General features: G+C 55.2%; 14 protein-coding genes and 1 pseudogene. 2 read left to right on the top strand and 13 right to left on the bottom strand.

What is annotated here, in order from left to right:
- Nucleotides 1-94: 94 nt before the first annotated feature.
- From ACN6NG_RS10110 to ACN6NG_RS10060, 11 genes and pseudogenes are all read right to left on the bottom strand, one after another.
- On the bottom strand, nt 95-3070 hold the full coding sequence (locus ACN6NG_RS10110; protein ID WP_474313984.1) for a TrlF family AAA-like ATPase: 2976 nt from the start codon (nt 3068-3070) through the stop codon (nt 95-97).
- Between the two features lie 159 nt (nt 3071-3229).
- Nucleotides 3230-3614 (bottom strand): annotated as a pseudogene (locus ACN6NG_RS10105) (transposase); the annotation flags it as partial.
- 198 nt (nt 3615-3812) lie between these two features.
- The gene (locus ACN6NG_RS10100; protein ID WP_339519204.1) at nt 3813-4931 is read right to left on the bottom strand and encodes a hypothetical protein; all 1119 of its coding nucleotides are present in this window, start codon (nt 4929-4931) and stop codon (nt 3813-3815) included.
- Between the two features lie 258 nt (nt 4932-5189).
- Nucleotides 5190-6986 (bottom strand): DUF2326 domain-containing protein, encoded by a 1797-nt coding sequence (locus ACN6NG_RS10095; RefSeq protein ID WP_474313775.1) that lies wholly within the window; start codon nt 6984-6986, stop codon nt 5190-5192.
- Nucleotides 6973-7221, bottom strand: a complete 249-nt coding sequence (locus tag ACN6NG_RS10090) for an ABC-three component system middle component 8 (RefSeq protein WP_103458169.1) — start codon at nt 7219-7221, stop codon at nt 6973-6975. The genes ACN6NG_RS10095 and ACN6NG_RS10090 overlap by 14 nt, the downstream gene beginning before the upstream one ends.
- A complete protein-coding gene (locus ACN6NG_RS10085) occupies nt 7190-8170 on the bottom strand; it encodes an ABC-three component system protein (protein ID WP_103458168.1) in 981 nt (326 codons plus the stop codon). The genes ACN6NG_RS10090 and ACN6NG_RS10085 overlap by 32 nt, the downstream gene beginning before the upstream one ends.
- A gap of 34 nt (nt 8171-8204) precedes the next feature.
- A complete protein-coding gene (locus ACN6NG_RS10080) occupies nt 8205-8525 on the bottom strand; it encodes a helix-turn-helix domain-containing protein (protein WP_103458167.1) in 321 nt (106 codons plus the stop codon).
- Between the two features lie 3 nt (nt 8526-8528).
- Nucleotides 8529-8804, bottom strand: coding sequence for a type II toxin-antitoxin system RelE/ParE family toxin (locus ACN6NG_RS10075; RefSeq protein ID WP_474313773.1), 276 nt, complete (start codon nt 8802-8804; stop codon nt 8529-8531).
- Nucleotides 8805-8926: 122 nt separating this feature from the next.
- Nucleotides 8927-10141, bottom strand: coding sequence for a tyrosine-type recombinase/integrase (locus ACN6NG_RS10070; RefSeq protein WP_198833919.1), 1215 nt, complete (start codon nt 10139-10141; stop codon nt 8927-8929).
- A gap of 224 nt (nt 10142-10365) precedes the next feature.
- The gene (locus ACN6NG_RS10065) at nt 10366-11307 is read right to left on the bottom strand and encodes a p-hydroxyphenylacetate 3-hydroxylase reductase component (RefSeq protein WP_474313771.1); all 942 of its coding nucleotides are present in this window, start codon (nt 11305-11307) and stop codon (nt 10366-10368) included.
- Nucleotides 11308-11381: 74 nt separating this feature from the next.
- Nucleotides 11382-12551, bottom strand: a complete 1170-nt coding sequence (locus ACN6NG_RS10060; RefSeq protein WP_474313769.1) for a p-hydroxyphenylacetate 3-hydroxylase oxygenase component — start codon at nt 12549-12551, stop codon at nt 11382-11384.
- 305 nt (nt 12552-12856) lie between these two features.
- On the opposite strand from ACN6NG_RS10060, the gene ACN6NG_RS10055 reads away from it, so the two are divergent.
- Both ACN6NG_RS10055 and ACN6NG_RS10050 read left to right on the top strand, forming a co-directional pair.
- Nucleotides 12857-13927 carry an MsnO8 family LLM class oxidoreductase gene (locus ACN6NG_RS10055; protein ID WP_474313768.1) on the top strand — a complete coding sequence of 357 codons (1071 nt, stop codon included), beginning with the start codon at nt 12857-12859 and terminating at the stop codon, nt 13925-13927.
- A 4-nt stretch (nt 13928-13931) separates the two neighbouring features.
- The gene (locus ACN6NG_RS10050; protein WP_474313766.1) at nt 13932-14375 is read left to right on the top strand and encodes a GlcG/HbpS family heme-binding protein; all 444 of its coding nucleotides are present in this window, start codon (nt 13932-13934) and stop codon (nt 14373-14375) included.
- Nucleotides 14376-14660: 285 nt separating this feature from the next.
- Here ACN6NG_RS10050 and ACN6NG_RS10045 read toward each other — a convergent pair whose 3' ends face one another.
- Nucleotides 14661-15254 carry a TetR/AcrR family transcriptional regulator gene (locus ACN6NG_RS10045; RefSeq protein ID WP_474313765.1) on the bottom strand — a complete coding sequence of 198 codons (594 nt, stop codon included), beginning with the start codon at nt 15252-15254 and terminating at the stop codon, nt 14661-14663.
- A gap of 10 nt (nt 15255-15264) precedes the next feature.
- Nucleotides 15265-16485, bottom strand: a complete 1221-nt coding sequence (locus tag ACN6NG_RS10040) for a multidrug effflux MFS transporter (RefSeq protein WP_474313763.1) — start codon at nt 16483-16485, stop codon at nt 15265-15267.
- Between the last annotated feature and the right edge of the window lie 285 nt (nt 16486-16770).

Raw genomic sequence — 16770 nt, 5'->3', positions numbered from 1 at the left:
ATACCGGCGCAAGGAATCGAGGTAAGAAAAACCGATGTTCGTTCCCAAACATCTGGCAATCAATCTACGCACCGAGCGTTCAATGCTGCCGCAGTTAGCGATCCAGCCTAACCCTCAATCGACGTGCGCGTTCGCGGAAGGCCTCTTCGCCGCCCTCCAGAATGTCGCAAACCGCCTTGCGAATAGCAGTGTTCTCAAGGCCACCAGATGTGTATTTGAGTGGGGGCAACCCACCAGCAGGATGAGGGCCAGCGTCGGCGACAATGATCTGGTCCGCATCGGTGTTGATGACGAGATTGGCATTGTGCGTGACCATGATTACCTGGCGTTTGGCCTTAGCCGCGATAAACAGGGCGACCAATTCCTCGAACACAGATTTGGGGTCCAAGTTCTCCTCTGGCTGATCGATGATAAGTGGCCGATCGTCAGCATCGTCCAGTGCCAAGTAGAGAAGAAGAAGTACGATACCCCGTGTTCCAGGCGACAGCTTTCGGATATCCATTCCGTCATAGACTATTTCGTATCGCACCGAGATGTGATCGGTGGCGAAAAGCCAGTGAGCGAACTGCTTCAACCAGCCACGAAACTCTGCTTGTTGATTCTGGCCAAAGGGAGCCTGGCTCAGAAGGTCGCGCATGTATTGCGAAATGAAATTCGTCATCGCTGCCTGCACGTCGGCAGCCGAACCTGTTTCCCATGCTGATCGTAGGGTTGTGTCCGCCAGAGCGATTAACGCGCCGCGGCCTTGGAATGGCCCTGCCTTCCGTCGGTCGAGAAGGTCTTCTTCAGCTACAGCTCCCCAGGCGGAAACGTCAACGACGCGACGAACCGAGAACCCGAGCTTTCGAAGAGTGCCGGTGGACGCATTTAAGCGCGCCATCAGGGGTCCATAAAGATCGGCGAGCGAATTCTGCTCGTTGATGATCGCCTGAAATACTCGGCCATAAGCCGCTTCCCGCTCGCTCTGGAGTTCCTTACGACGCGCGCCAGCGCCTTGAGCGTCGGTTAGGCGTGTTTGAAGGCTAATGAGCGCGGCGTTCTCTTGGGCGATGCGCTTTGACAGAGTGGAGTACTGACCGCGAATGACATTGTCGGCGCTTACCAGCACCTCCAGCCGGGCCATTTCAGCCAACAGCGTATTGAGGGTTAATTTAGAGAGGTCAGCAGTGTCAGGGAAGAGCGGCGTATTCGGATCGCTGGCCGAAATGGCCGGACCTGTGAGTTCTGCAATTTGCTGATCGGACCATGTGACATAGCCGGTCAAACTCGTATCGACATCGCCTTTATAGATCAGCAGGAACTCATCCCATTGCTGCTGATTGAGGCCACTGTGAACATGTCGTTCCTTGGCTTGGCGCAGCAGCTCGGGGGCCTTGGTATTGCGAGTGCTTGCCACCTCATCCTGCAGCGCAACGAATGTCCGGCGCTGATTGCCGTAGGCTTGGATCGTTCCGCGCAGCGTCTGCACGGCCTGTCCGAGCTGGGTGTGGCGATTGGCCTGAGCCTCAGTTCCCTTCACGACAAGCTTGGCGAGATCTTCGTTGTAGCTTTTGATTTGGCCGGTCTTTTGCGTGACTTGCAGCGCTAGGCCTGTGGCAGCAGCTTCCTTTTCAATCTCCGTGGCAATGCGTTCGGATAAATCGGCGATTGCCTCAGCTTCCCGTTCCCGGGCCTGCTGGAAACGGGCGGTGCGGAAATCCCTCAATTCGGCAAAGTCGATAGCGCCGTCAAGATCATCTTGTGGATGGGCATCAAAGATCACACGCTCTATCTCCGCGATGAGTCCATCGGAGACGCCAGCAGAGGAGCAAAGCTCCTCTACAAATTGCTGAGACAAGTAGCGCGCTCGGGGAAAAGCTAGATGACCGTTTGCATCGCGCCCGTCGAGGAAGCGTTTGACTGAAGCACCTCCACCCCATGTCAGCGTTGCAGTCGCCTGGCCAAGCAACTGGCGGGCACGGACGAGAAATGACGGACTGATGTTTACGCTCGCATTCCAAGCGGCTGGAGTGATTGCGTCACAGCCGGCGGCAATCATGTCAGCAAGCGCGGTCTTGCCTGAGCCGCGCGCGCCGATGATCGCGACGAGCCCAGGATTAAGTGGTATGTTCGGAGTTGATGCCCAACTCGCATCTCCGATAGTTATGTTCGAGATTACTTGGGAAGGCATGGCCGTGGACGGCGATTCGCTTCCGACATAAGCGCGACCTTCGGGGTCGATACAAGCCTGGCGCAAGGCGTCGAACTCTAGACCGCCCTTGATCCACGAATAACGCTCTTCAACCGGCTCGCCTACGGTTTTCTGGTCGTGGGCATCGCTGCCGTGGAGGCAGGGCTTGCAGCCGCCATAACGCTCCTTGAGTTGGTCGAGCGTCACACCCTTGCGACCAGACCAGAATTCGCGCTGTGCTGTACTACTTGAGAAGATGATGTGGGCGAACTTTTCGATCTCCTGACGCATGGTTGCGTCTGCGGCTTGGCGTAACCCCGAAGTTCCGTCGCCTGTCGCGCCAGCAACCGCGATGAGGATGTTGGTCTTCGCCCAATCGCTCTCTCGCATGACCCGGCGGAGCTGGTCAAAATTCACCTTGAACTGCGTGGCGCCGTGCGAAAGCGCAGCGCGGTCATCGAGGATGCTAGTGTCGGCTTTTCTGCCGAGGGAAATCAGATCCAAGCGGGTGCAGTTGAAGGTATCGCCATGCGCCTGAAACTGAAGGCGCTGAAGGATGCGGTGTAGTTCTGCGACGTGGTTCGGATCTTCAGGGCTGACTAGGAGATGCACGTTGACAAAGCCAGACTTTGCAGCGACATCTAAACGCAATTCGACGTTGGGAAAAATGAGTTGTACATCTTGCAAACGGCCAGCCGCCTTTTGCCTTACCACCTCTTCGTACGTTTCAGTAAGGTAATAGTCAGTCACAGCCAACGCCTCAATTTTCGGCGTAACTGTCTCAAGCTTTCTGAGATAGGCATCCCAAGGGGAGTCGCTGCCAAACTGATTATTTAGAACGGTTCCTGGCGCATGGATGTGCGGTTCCCAGCGACGCCATTCAGATCCACGACCAATCATTTGCTCATCCTTTGCGGCCATAGACCGTCCTTGTGACCATCCTGGAAGACTTGCTCGGCGTGACCGAAGCAAGCGTGTTTGTAACACTTTATAAGATTTCTGGAGGGATGAGCACTCAACTACACAAAGTGATGCCGGCTCAACAGGAGCTAGAGCCTGTTATGAACCACTGGCAGAAGCCAGCAGTCGCGCGGCATTGGGCAGCATGAACACGGAAAAGACGAGGAAGTGCAGTCCGCTGAGCACTTCGGGCAGCCGTTCATAGTTCCGAGACAGTCGTCGAAAGCGCGCCTGCCAACCAAAGCTACGCTAGACCACCCAGCGCCTGGGCAGCAGTACGAAGCCTTTCTTCGCTTTAGGCAGCTTCACGATCTGCAGTGTGATGTCATGTTCCTTTTCGGCCTCTCGCGCTTTCTCTCCGGTTAGCTCCGGTCGGCCCATGCCAGCTCGACTGTGTGGCCCGCGGCCGCTGCACTGCGGCGCAGATGTGGTCGACCTGGGCACGCTCGCGTTCTTCGGCCGGCGTAAGGTGCACTGCCAGCAGGTGATAGCCAGCGAAGCCATTCTTCGCCGCTGACGTCCGTCGGGTAGGGCTTGCGGCGCAACACCGCACTCTAGCCTCACTGCTATTGCGGCGCTTAAAGTTCAGAAAACGCTCTAAGTGGCTGATTGTTTCGAACGCTTTAAGCATCGGAAAAGCCGCCAGCGCGAACCGTGGCGGCTTGGTACAACGCTTTGGAGATCAGGCTATTCGTGCGTAGGTTTTTCCATCCAAGACTCGTTTCACTTGGTCCACGTCTTTCGCCCCGATGCGCACGTAAATTTCCTCGGGCGTGTGGTTTTTGGCGAGCTCGCGTATCGCCTTGACTTGGACCACCGATAAGCGCCCGTCCCGCCCGCAAATCTGCGCTATCGCCCAGTCGTTGTCCTTCCACTTTTCGGCGACCCATGGCGCCGGTAACCCCAAGCGGGGATGGTCATTCAACCACTTGTGCAGAATCTTGTCGCGGTCATCGGGCAGAGGAACGACGCCTTTCAAAAGCAATCCGTTTTCGCGCAGGTAGTGTAGGCCGCTCTTTCCGCCCGGCACCATGTTGAGCCGGCGTTCGTCGTCCCAATGCCCTTCCACCAGGAACTCTTCCGCCTCGTAGAGCTGCTCCACATCGTCGGTGATAGCCATCACCTTGTGGTGCACGTACGTGAGACGCCCACCCTCTTGCTCTTCTCGAAATCGGCGATGGAAAAGCAATGGACTGCCCGTCTCAATCGCGCGACGGTGCTCGGACCAGCGCTTTTGCCAGCTACGGGTGGACACACCCACATAAAAGGACCCGTCGTCGGGGTATGACGCACCAGCGCCGAAGATGTGCTGGTAGAGGACGTATGCGCGTTCGGGGTAGTGCTTGGGCGATAGCAGGAAGTGCGCGGGCACCGAAAATACAAGGCTAGGGCTCCTGATGGTGCTTTCGTTAATCTGCGTAGCTCCGCGCATGGCCGCAGCCAAGTACGCGGGATCAGTAACGACTTCCACCGAAATCGTAGGCTGGATAGCTAACTCGCCTTCACCTAGGGCGCCGAGACCGTACTCTGGCTTGCGGTCCACCGTTCTGTGCCCATCCATGAGCTTCCGGAACGGAGAGATGAACCCCGGACGGTCGCCCATGAAAATCATGCGCACCACGGGTATCACTTGGCCTGGCTTGAGCCTAAACACGCCGTGGGGATTCGCAGCCACCCGCGCCCATTCCCGCCCGTATTCGGAGGACCGCACGAAGTCTTCAAGCAGCTGCTCAACCTCGCGCCGCCTTCCGATCATCGACTTCGGCGCAAGATGCTCCCACCAAGCCTTGTTTAGCTTCATCGCGTCACCGCTTATCCTTCAAAATCCGGCCGGTCAATCCCATCGTTGGCGTGCCGCTTGAGAGCCAAGCTTGCACGTGTGTGGCTCCTACTTCCAAACCGGCGCCCAACGCGGCATCGCCTTGCGGGGCATCACAGCACCCCAGCCTCATTACTATTGCGGCGCTCAAAGTTCAGAACACGCTCTAACGCGCACAAGCCATCACTTTGAATGCCAGGAGCATGCCCTGAATAACTACGTGAACCAATGAGGATTGAATTACCATCCTCTCATTTTGAAGATTCGGCCGTGATCCCCCTCATCATGTAGCGTGACGACGATTTCACCCGCTGTAAAAACAGGGGCATCATCTTCTGCTCGTACTGGCAAATCGGAGTCAATCAGCGTGATGACCGGCTGCAACCCTAAATCTGCATAACGACGCACAACTGTCATCAAGTTCTCTTTCTTTCGGTCGTCCAGCGATTCCAGCACACCGTCGTGATACACAAAGCGCGGGAACTTCTCACTCAGGTGCGCACGAAGCACAGCCATATCAAAAGCAACACACAGCAGCTTTCGGTAAGTGTGTCCCAAGTCAGCGCTCGTGGCGTTGCCAGAGCCATCGAGAATTTCCGCCTTGAAATCCAGATGACCTGCCTGATTGAGCGCCACGCTCAATAGCGCCTTGCGATCAATGACTTCCTCAACAATCTCGCTGAAGAAAACGCGAATCGTGGAGAACAGGCTTGCCTGATCAGAGTTCTGCTTATCCACGTCGGCTTCGATCCGCGCCTGCAAATGGTCGCGCTCTTCCGTCAAGGCTCTAATCTCTGTACGCAACTCCTGAAGACGATGCAGATGGCCTTTCTGGTGTTCCAGCGATGTGATGTCCGCACGCAGCGTCACCATCTCATCCGAAAGTAACTTGTATTTGGTGAAAACATCCGTTCCGCTTAGGAAGGAGAGCATCTCTGAACGTTTTTTTCCCAAGGAGTTCAGTTCTGCGTTCACTCGCTTCAGTTCCCCCTCGATCTCCGAAAATTCCTCTTGGAGATAGCCGCGCCGCTCATCTGTGATAGCTCGGTTGAAGGCGATCAATTGCTGGAAATCTTTCTTGATCTGTCCCTGGAACAGCACGCCAGCTTCGCCAAACAACCTCTGGGCTTCATCAGGGCTAAACAGAATCTGATCCTCCTGCAATGATGCCTGCACCTTCTTCCTGTTTTGACTCAAAGAATAGCGTTCCGAGTTCAGCGCAGCGATGCGCTCATCAACTTCTTCCACCACCTTCTTGGTGCGATCCTTGTCTAGAGCGCGAAAATCGAAAGCATCCAGCAGCACTTGCTTCTTCTCCGCATCTTTTTGCTTGAGCAGAAGAATGCCCTCAATCTTGCTGATGTCCTCGATCGACCCCCCCAATTCATTCTTGATGGCTTGCGCCGTCTCCTGCTTTTTGGCGAGCTCATGCTCTTTTGCATAGTGCTCGGCAATAAGCTTGGCATCAAAGCCAAGAAGGTGTGCAAGGAATGGCTTCCAATCAGCATGTTTGGAAGCGAACTTGCGAAGTTGGAAAACTTCGCGGAAATCCTCTTGTGACCGCAACAGATAGCCAAGCGCTTTGCGGTACGACCATGGCTTGAGAGCACGCCAGTCGAGCAGGCCATCAAGCAGTTCTCGTGCACGTTCAAAAGGAACGTCCCGATGACCCCATTCCGCGAGCGCCAACGCCGACAAGTCCTGATGGCCTGCCTCATGCTGCTTAAAGGCGATTTTGGTCGCGTCTTCTACGCTGCGTCGGATCGTGATGAAGGAGCCGTCCTCCAGTTCAATTTCAAGGAAAAAGACGAAATCCTTGAACAATTCAAAATGCTTGAAGAGGAAGAACTTAGGGTCTTTTCCTGCCAAGAATCCGAAGTCCAAAAGACGCCCCAGCGTGGTCTTCCCAAGATTGTGTGTGTCCTTGTTCCGATTCTCCGGCAGACGGATTTCCGCCATGACGACATTCAGCCCAAGAGCAAAGTCCACGGGCTCAAACACATCCGGCTTGTTGGAATAGAGTTTAGATAGCTTCATTTGGCCCTACGTATTCGACTGCGTCCGTCTTAGGACGATATTCAATCAGGCCCATCAGATAGAGAAAATTGAGTGCAGGCAGGAAAAGCACGTCGCCGCCGACAACGTGCTTCTTTGCAAATTTGCGCAGCACATCGTATTCATCGACGCGACGATCTTTCAGCCGCGAAAGGAGCAGAAGAGAAACATTAATTACTGTGCGATCAGGATGTGAGTGCTTGGTTGGCCGCAGCATCATCCACCTCCCCGATGTCACAGTTCCAATACATGTAGAAAAGAATGGCTCTCGTCAGTCGCTTGTGGGCGTGTTGCCGAAGAACAGGGTCGCGACTGAACAACAGATCCACCAGATATTCCATGACTTCGTCGAAGGTCTGATAGTCCTTGCGCTTCGCAAGGATCTTGAGCTGAAACTCATCGACCACAGATTCGTACATGCGCAGCAATTCGATATTCTCTGGCGCAGCCAGAAAAGTGCGAATTTGCGCCGTTTCCTTCAGGTATTTACGCCGCTGCTCCTTTGCATATGCTGCCGTCATATTGTTGAGCGCGTTCTTCTCCTCATACGTCACGCGCACGGTGGGCGGGTCGTCGAGTAACGCTGTCAGGTCATCCTTTTGGCGCGCAAGCGCCTGAACAACCTCGGCAAGATCATCTGGACTGACAATCAGAGGCGAGTCCACCGCATCCAAATTCGCCTCCAGGGCCACTTCTGGAAAGCGTTTCAGCCAAAGTTCTAGTTGTTCCAGGCCGCAAAGATAGATAGACGAAGCAGGGACGCCGCATTCGGCGGCGATGTGGTCACGGATTTCTGTCTCGGAATTTCCGGTCAGGCGGCGATTCGCAAACAGCATGTAGTGGTCGAGTTGCTTGGCCTCGCGCAGCTTCTTGATGCGTGGCACTTCTTTGCCGACCACCGTGTTGCTGCTAGATGTACTGTAGAAATCCAGTTCCGAAAAGCTGCGGTTGTACCCGTTGGTATGCTTGGCCTGAACAATGACCGTGCCCACCCACGGGGCGGCCTTACTGGGGTGCAGTTCCGCCGTGCCGACAAATTTTGCGTCGCGCCCGCCATCCGGCCCTTTTGCGAATCCCTGAACGGCGATACCGAGCAAGCGTTGGCACAAGAGCACGATCAGTACCTCGAACTGATCGTCGCTCAAATCTTCATAGGCAAACTTCATTCTCCCCATCTCCCTCTATACAGACGCCACAGACTCATGCGGCAACCGTAATGCACGCCGAATGTGCATGCCGCGCAGGCTGCACCACAATCTCTACGCGCTGGTCCAGTGAAACCAGTGCCTGCATCAGCCGTTCCAGTGAAATGTTCTGGAGCTTGTAGCGGCGGACTTGAGACACTTTCGGTTGAGTCATGCCCGTGATCGCAGCAATCTCCGTCTGGCTCAGGCCGCGATGGTCAATCAATTCATTAAGCTTGAGCGCGAGCGCTGCCTTTGCCGAAAGCTCTTCAGCATCGTCAAAGCCCAAATCTCGCAGCACGTTGTCAGTGCCTTGCGGATGGTCACTACGCTTCATCGTTTATCTCCCGCTCGTCTTATGACGGGCCACCATGGCCTTCAACCGCTTCTCGATCAGTTCCACGTCCGGCTGCGGCGTGGCGATGCCGGACTTGGACTTCTTCTGGAACGCATGTAGTACATGTACCGAATCGCCCATCTTCACTGTATAGACTGCCCGGAAGGTGTCGCTTCGGTGGTCTTCCACCAATTCGTACACACCGGAGCCCAACCCTTTCCAGAGCTTGGCCGAAGGCGGCGTGCTGCCCAACTGGACGATGAACAACGCGACACCCATGTCCTTCTGTACGTCGATGGGAAACTCCTTGAAGTCCTTCTTAGAGGAGCCTTCCCAGTACAGCAGCTTGCGTTCCTGAACCAGGATTATATCCGTTCGGGTATGAATCGCAAGAAGTTGGCCTAGCTAGCCGCTGTTTCCACCGGATCAGTTCGCCGCGCCCCGGTGATGGCTTGGCGTCGGTTGGCCACCAGTTCGGCCGCCTCCCGTACCGGCTTGTCTTCTGTGTGGACGTAGCGCATGAACATCGCCACGGTCTTGTGCGCCGTCAGCGCCATGCCGACCTTGACGGGGATGCCCGAATTGGCAATGTCGGTAGCCGAGCGATGCCGGATGCCGTGCGTCCCCACATGGGTCACGCCGGCGCGCTTGAGGATGCGCGTCCAACCGCCGTAATACTCGCCCGTGGTCATGTGCTTCCCGGGATGGTTCGGGGACGGGAACACATACGGGCAACCGTCCTTCCGGGGCGCGGTAGACAGCAGACGATGGGCTTCCTCGCTCAAGGGCTTGGACATGCAGCCGGTCTTACTGTCGGGCCAGACCACGCGCCGGTTCTCCAGATCAACCCAATCCCATTGCAGCGCGACGACTTCGGAGCGGCGGCCCGCAAACTCGAATTGCAGCCGGATCGCCAGCGGCAGGATCGCGTGATCCTGCCCCAGGCCGTCGGTTTCCAGAAAGGCGAGATACCGGAACAGCTTGCCCATTTCCTCGTCGCTGATGAGGTGGGTGGCCTTGCCGTTGGGATACATCGGGACATGGCGGCACGGGTTGGTGCCGTCAAGCCGATAGCCCCACACCTCGGCCAGATTGAACATCTTACGCATGACGCTGAAAGTACGGTTCGCCTCGGCCGGCTTGTGGACCATCTTCTTCATGGCCGACGCCACGTCGGGCCGCTTCACGTCCTGCACCTTGATGCGGCCGAGCATCGGGACGATGCAACGGTCGATGACCGCCTGGTACCCGCGCTGCGTGCTGGGCTTGTTACGCTGCTTGGAGTGGTCCTCCATGAACTTCTTGCACAGTTCCGCGACCGTGGGGGCGGATCGGGCGGTTGCCTTATCGGCGCTGGGATCGCCGCCCCGGCGCACCTGCGCCAGCCACTCCTGCGCCAGCGAGCGAGCCTGCTCAACGGTCAACTCCCCGAACAAGCCCAAGGCGGGCTTGCGGCGCTCCCCGGCGTTCGTGCGGTACTGGAGCATGAAGACCTTGCGGCCCGTCGGTGTAATCTTGCACAGGAAGCCGGGCACCAGCGTGTCCCTGAGTTCGACGGCCTGCGCCTGGGGTTTCGCCGCCTCCACGGCGGACTTGGTGAGCTTGATTCTTGCCATGATGACTCCTCGGAAGGACCCGATTCCCAGGAGCCTTGTAGGGGCCAGCAGAGGGGAAGCTAGGTCAGGTTTCGGAAAGCACCGGCATATGTTGGACTCGCCTAAGTTATTGATAAACCTGCTGTATGGGGCTTCGGCGTAGTCCAGCGAAGTTCGGTACGGGAGTCATGGTGAAATAAAAAAACGGCGCAATTAGCACCGTTTTTTGCCACCACGCGTAATCTTTAAATGCGGATGACTGCTTTCAGAACCTCTTTGAAAGTCTCAACCTGTTCCTGGCTAAACTGGCCGAACACCTTCTCCTGCTGCTCACCTGCAATAGCCCAGAGTGCTTCGGTCTCGTCCACTCCCTTGACCGTCAATTTCACGCACTCGCCCGCATCCTCCACCAAGCCTTTGCGCTTGAGGTTTGCTACAGCTTCCTCAATCTCTCGGGCAGGCATCGCAACCTCACGCTGCAAATCTCCGAGGCTGAGGCCAGCGTCGTTCTCCAAGACCATGAGCATACGGGCTTCACTCGTGCGCAGGCCTGTCGAAAGCTGACGAGGTTGGTAGCTCGCCTGGTAGGCACGTAGTGCTTGAGTCATGAGGTAGTAGATGTTGTGGCTCAACCGCCCTTGGAAGTTGCTGCTAGGGGCCTGACCTTCCTCACGTTTCGTCATGCGCGTGTGTGGAAGAACCATGGAGTAGGCGCCCTGGTGGTAGAGCAGCGGTGCTCTGCCAAGATCATCGAATGCCAGTACCTTGCCCACTAAAATCCAGTGGTCACCACCATCGAGCTGCTGGTATTTCTCACAGTGGAAGCGTGCGGAGCAGTCTTCAAAAACAGGAGCGCCTCCAACACCTGCTTCATAATCGATACCTGCGAAGCGGTCTTCCTTCGGCCGAGCAAAATTGTTGGATAGGTCGATCTGGTCCGCTGCCAACACGTTAACTGCAAAATGGGACGCTGCTTCAAACACCTCATGGCTGCTTGAACGCTTATCGATGCTCCACAAGATGAGCGGAGGATCAAGCGACACTGAGTTGAAGCTATTTGCTGTCACGCCCACCTGGCGACCGCTAGGGTCACGGGCTGTGATGACGGTTACGCCGGTAGCGAAGTTACCCAAGGCGCGACGGAACGCACGCCCGTCAAACTCAAATTCTGTATTTTCAGTGGACATGCAAGACTCCCGAGCAAGCCGCGCATGGCTTGCTCTCATTGTTTTTATGGGTCAATTGGGTCGTTGATGGGCCTTCAGACCATCGATGGGTCGGGCTCAAGGCCCATCAGTTCACGGCCGAGGATCTGCGCACAAACATCGTAATCGGAGTAAGCGTGAGCGCCGGTCATGTGAGAGTCGCGGAAGAGTCGCTGCATCTCATTGCTTTCAAACCATGCGCCACCGCCAGCCGCTTCCATCAAGCGGTCTACTGCCTGGATGCACATCTTGGTCGCGTAGCCTTGATTGGTTCGCCAGAAAGCCAGAGTGCTGCGGCTCGGATACTCGTGACGTTCGCTGTGCTCGGCAATTTCGTTCCAGCTCTTCTCAAGCAGAGCACGTGCTGCTGCGACCTGGTGAGTAGATTCAGCCAACCGCATGAGCGCCGGAGTCGCTGCGCCAACTGCTGCGCCAGTGTAGGCTCGCACACGGTTCTTGGTCTTCTCTTTGAAGGCCTCCAGCATCCGCTCTGCCACACCCAAGCTGATCGTCGAGAAACCGCTGGCAAAATAAGGACGGTACGGGGCGTAGAAAATCTTGCTGTCTGGGTAGAGACCGAAGCCAGTCGAATTACCTTCCATCATATCCTTGGCCTTTTGGATACGATGTTCAGGGACAAAGGCGTTCTGGACTATGAGGGTCTTGGAGCCGCTTCCGCGCATCCCAATGGCATACCAATCATCGCGAATCTCATAATCGCTGCGGGGCAGGATTGCAAAGCAATAATCCTGGCTACCTTCGGCGTTTTTACGCCGGAAACCAAGGATGGCCCATTCAGCATGATCGCACCCAGAACTCCAGCCCATTTCTCCGCTGAACGTTACTCCTCCTTCAACCTCCTCAGTACGCCCAAACGGGGCGATACTACTGCTGGCCGTAGCGTCTGGGTCTTTACCCCATACCTCTTCCTGAAGCTTGGCAGGGAACATTGCCATTTGATGGGAGTGCGTGCACAGCAAGCTCATTGCCCAAGCGGTACTCGCGCAGGCACCGGCCAGTGCCGCGATGCACTCGGCGAAAATAGGAAGTGAAATCTCCATGCCGCCGAATTTTTTCGGTAGGAAGGCACGATGCATGCCGATACCTTTCAGCAAGGCAATATTTTCCGCTGGGACACTTCTTTCCTTCTCGGCCTTCTCAGCGTTCGCGGCGATAGTCGGGAGGATAGATTTCAGATCTTCCAGCAGCGGATTGGGCTTTTTCATGGATGGACTCTTTATTATTGGAACGTAAGCATGCGGCCGCTGGAGCCAGCCTTCGGAAAGGCATCTGTCATACCAGCCAGCCATTTTCTCGTTAACGGGTCCAGTATGTGGCGCCATCAACCACATCGAAATGCACGTTACGAGCGGAAAATTGCACTTTCCATGGGAAAGGCGATGAGCCATCGCCAGGGCCTTAGCATTTAGTTAACATTTGAACGATCAGCAGTTCTGCGACGTTGAGCCGTTGAGCCACTCGCTAAGCTCTGCCTCTCTTGTTGACGCGGTGTCCTTGCTAAGAAGGAAGCATGACAGTGACCCTACGACTCACAGTCCTTGACCAAACCCCGATTCACTGTGGTTTCACAAGCATCACGGCGCCCTCGTTTTCGGTAGAACTGGCCATTGAATGTGATCGCCTCGGCTACCACCGTTACTGGGTGGCTGAGCACCACAACAGCAATCAATTCGCTGGCACAGCTCCCGAGATCCTCTTAACCCGAATCGCGAGTGCGACCCAGCGCATGCGCGTCGGGAGTGGCGGTGTAATGCTGAGTCATTACAGCCCCTACAAAGTCGCCGAGACCTTTTCGCTGCTTGGCGGATTGTTTCCAGGACGGATTGATTTAGGCATTGGACGGGCGCCGGGAGGCAACCAATTAAGTGCGGCCGCACTGGCGGCACCGGGCTCCCTACCCCAGCGTGACGTTTTTCCTCAGCAAGCAGCCGAACTTTGTGCCTTCATCAGGGGCGATTTTCCCAGGAATCACCCTTACGCAGCACTCCGTTGCGCTAACGACTCCACGACCATGCCTTCGTTATGGATGCTTGGATCGGGAGGTGGTAGCTCCGAACTGGCCGGACATTTGGGTATGGGCCTAGCACTCGCCAGGTTCATCGCACCCAAGGTCTGCTCACCCACCATTTTCAGCCAGCACTCCTCCGTTTACGGGCAGTCGGGGTACTCAGGCAGCGCTCCACACCTACTCGCCTTGGCGGTAATTTGTGCGTCTTCGGACGCTGAAGCTCGATTCATCGCCGGGACGGCGGTTTACCGCAAAATGATGGCTGGTAGCCCTAAACGCGAGCCATTGCTGAGTCCCGCTGAAGTCAAGATGCGATATGCAAGTATGTCTGCAAGTGATCGACTTGAGTTCGATTCGACGCTAGAGGATATGGTGGTCGGCTCACCTGAAACCTGCCTGACTAAGATCAAACAACTGTCCAAGGCATTCGACTGCGACGAGATCGCGATTCTCACGGTTACATACACCAACGAGGATCGACTTAAAAGTTATCAGCTTTTAGCTAAAGTTTTTCAGCTCCACGAGGACTCAGCTCGCATCAACACTCTGCCTTCACAATTTGATAAGGCTTAAAACTATGCACTCACGGCTCAGACACGTCTCATCAATAACCCTACAATTAGCTATGAAGGGCATGCTAAGCGCTTTAGAACAAGCTGAGCAGTTAGGCGTGCAGGTCAGCCTCGTGATTGTGGATGCTGCAAGCCAGACTGTCCATTCATCTAATATGGATCGGGCGCCACGCCCATGCCATGCCATCGCGCTCAACAAAGCTCTCACCGCTGCGGGATTCGGTAGGTCGACGGCGGAGTGGACAGACCGCCTAGAGGGGTGTTCGGAAGCTGTGAAAACTGGCCTTCCCTTGCAGCCCAACATGGCACTCTTTGGTGGCGGTGAACCTTTTATCTGGAACGGTGAAGTGATTGGGGCCATCGGGGTATCCGGGGCGAGCGAAGCTAATGACACCCTGTGTGCTAAGGCAGCGGTAAACTCAGTGCTCAAACTGTTAGCGGCTGAGTGACCTCGCGGATCAAGCTATCCATCTACGAAATCCTCACAGGATTCTCACCCCACTGTCAGGCCACTATGCTCCGAATAAATACCAAGGTCACTACCTCATTACCGAATGATGGCTAATCATGGTAGTCAACAGTATTAGCCCACGCTGCTGACCCAATACATTGTCGTCAGCAGCGTAGCTTTCTGATTACTTTCTTGAGCGCCAAGGCCAGTGAATAAGAAGCCCCATCAGAACCAGACACCCCGCAATGATAAAGCCAATCGCGGGATTTTCCATTACTTCCCCTTATAGATCATGCTGACGCACGAACTCAAATAATCTTTCAAATGCCTCAACTCGCCTCTTGAAGCCTAACTCATCACCATAAATCAGCTCGATATAAAGGCTATCAACAACAGCCATGTACGCCTCAACAAGACTGCCAGTGAATTTCGGGGCACCACAGTATTTGGACAAGTCGACCAACTCTTCAATGCGGGAACGCAGGTAGCTCAAGTAACGATTGAAGCCACTCATTACCTCTTGCCTGAGCACAGCAGGCGGATAAAATGCTGAACGCAAAACAAACCGAAGAGAATCATGTTCAGTGAAGCGTTGTTGTAGCTGCCACCAATACGATAAGCCTGGGAGCGCATGTGCTTGAGCATCCGTCTGAAAATGAGATTTCACATGCAGAAGCTCAGCACTGAGAGCCAAATCAAATGAGGCCTGATAAAGGTCATCTTTACCTGAAAAATGTGCATACAACGTCGCTTTTTTCAAACCGGCCAATCCAGCAATGTCATTCATAGAAGCGGCGTCATACCCCCTATCTGCAAAATGAGGTATAGCGAGTTGAGCAAGACGCTCCGCACTAGCGCTTAGCTTGGATTCGTTCATGGTTTTCTCATTAATGTCCGGCCAAATCGTAGGTTTCATTAGCAGCATCCGGCACGCTGATTTTGGTAAGTACACATACCACGACGGCACTGGCAGCTAATAGTGCAAGCCAAGGGGTTGCGCCATACTCGACAGCCAGCCCTGCTAAAGGTGTGGCGGCTGAGGATACCGATAATTGGAAAGCTCCTAAAAGAGCAGCCGTGGAGCCCAGTGCTCTTTCTTGAGATGACATTACAAGCGATATGAGCGCCGACTCAGCGATGCCCAGCCCAAACAAAGCTATTGCCATTCCACACACCACGCCCACTAAACCTAGATCCATCCACGCTGAGCCCAAGGCAACGAAGGCTCCAGCAGGCATCAAAGCTACGCCGAGCAGGGACAGTTTTCCCAAACCGAAGCGGCTGACCATTTTGCCGGCCAACATTGCCCCGAACAGAATCGCGATCCCAGTAGCACCAAAGACGAGACCAAAATTTCTTGCGCTGAGACCGTATACCTTCTGATAGATCAGGGTTGCGCCGCCTACATAGGCGAATAGGAAGAAGAAAACTGAAGCAACAGCTAGCGTAGGCAACAGAAATTTTTTGTCATTCGCGATTACCAGGTACGTCCGGCAAGCGGCTTTGAGACGAAGCGGCTCCCGCTTGTCGTGTGCGAGAGTCTCAGGTAACGAGAAGAAGCTATTGAAGAGCACTGCTACGCCCATCAGCGCAAGAACCAGCATGACAGCCCGCCACCCGAAGAGGCTGTCAATATAACCTCCCAGAGCGGGTGCCAAAATCGGAGCCAAGCCTTCAATAGTCATCAGCATCGCAAAGAGCTTTGTGGCGGTGACCCCATGACTCACGTCTCGGACCATACTCATGATTACTACGAGAGTTAAAGCGCTGCCGAGACCCTGGAAAAATCGGAAGGTAATCAAAGTTTCCAGCGTTGGCGCCCAAGCAGCCCCGAGGGAACAAACGATAAACGTGAGCAAGCCCAACAATAACGGCGCTCTTCTACCGTAGGCGTCCACAACGGGCCCGAATAGAAGCTGACCAGCGCCCATCGCCACCAAGAAAACCGTTAGGGTCAACTGCACACTGGTGAATGTCGCCTGGAAATCATCAGCGATCTCGGGCAGACTCGACAGATACATGTCGACCGCAGAGGGGCCAAGCGCCGCGATCATGCCCAATCCTATTGCGAATCGCACTGGAACCCGCGCCGTTGTAGGCTCAGCCATAAAAATCTCCTCAGAGAGCAAAAACATGACCGACCGGTCGGTCGCAAAGAGCGGCGATCCTATGGATAAGGCAGGGCTACGTCAATGGCGCCTTTCGAGCCGCTAGCTTCATTTTGTATCCGCATGCTACCGAGCATGCTTGACAGGCCACCATTACAGCGAGGAAACCGCAGCCTCGCTTGAAACCGTTTTGGCACTGATGCGCAAGCGGCGGTCACTCTCAGTCATGTTTGAATTTACTTAGCTATGGAGTAATGGCCTCACCCTCCAATTACTGGGATGTCA

The sequence above is a fragment of the Pseudomonas sp. TSO6 genome, from assembly GCF_056098905.1.
Note: the sequence above shows the minus strand (reverse complement) of the source record. Positions and strands in the feature narration are given on the sequence as shown.

Bases quoted from the DNA above. Each gene is read 5' to 3' on its own strand.
- ACN6NG_RS10085 (WP_103458168.1), bottom strand. From the start codon at position 8,170: ATGAAGTTTGCCTATGAAGATTTGAGCGACGATCAGTTCGAGGTACTG.
- ACN6NG_RS10070 (WP_198833919.1), bottom strand. From the start codon at position 10,141: ATGGCAAGAATCAAGCTCACCAAGTCCGCCGTGGAGGCGGCGAAACCC.
- ACN6NG_RS10095 (WP_474313775.1), bottom strand. From the start codon at position 6,986: ATGAAGCTATCTAAACTCTATTCCAACAAGCCGGATGTGTTTGAGCCC.
- ACN6NG_RS10065 (WP_474313771.1), bottom strand. From the start codon at position 11,307: ATGTCCACTGAAAATACAGAATTTGAGTTTGACGGGCGTGCGTTCCGT.
- ACN6NG_RS10075 (WP_474313773.1), bottom strand. From the start codon at position 8,804: ATGGGTGTCGCGTTGTTCATCGTCCAGTTGGGCAGCACGCCGCCTTCG.
- ACN6NG_RS10080 (WP_103458167.1), bottom strand. From the start codon at position 8,525: ATGAAGCGTAGTGACCATCCGCAAGGCACTGACAACGTGCTGCGAGAT.
- ACN6NG_RS10090 (WP_103458169.1), bottom strand. From the start codon at position 7,221: ATGCTGCGGCCAACCAAGCACTCACATCCTGATCGCACAGTAATTAAT.
- ACN6NG_RS10060 (WP_474313769.1), bottom strand. From the start codon at position 12,551: ATGAAAAAGCCCAATCCGCTGCTGGAAGATCTGAAATCTATCCTCCCG.
- ACN6NG_RS10045 (WP_474313765.1), bottom strand. From the start codon at position 15,254: ATGAACGAATCCAAGCTAAGCGCTAGTGCGGAGCGTCTTGCTCAACTC.
- ACN6NG_RS10050 (WP_474313766.1), top strand. From the start codon at position 13,932: ATGCACTCACGGCTCAGACACGTCTCATCAATAACCCTACAATTAGCT.
- ACN6NG_RS10110 (WP_474313984.1), bottom strand. From the start codon at position 3,070: ATGATTGGTCGTGGATCTGAATGGCGTCGCTGGGAACCGCACATCCAT.
- ACN6NG_RS10040 (WP_474313763.1), bottom strand. From the start codon at position 16,485: ATGGCTGAGCCTACAACGGCGCGGGTTCCAGTGCGATTCGCAATAGGA.
- ACN6NG_RS10100 (WP_339519204.1), bottom strand. From the start codon at position 4,931: ATGAAGCTAAACAAGGCTTGGTGGGAGCATCTTGCGCCGAAGTCGATG.
- ACN6NG_RS10055 (WP_474313768.1), top strand. From the start codon at position 12,857: ATGACAGTGACCCTACGACTCACAGTCCTTGACCAAACCCCGATTCAC.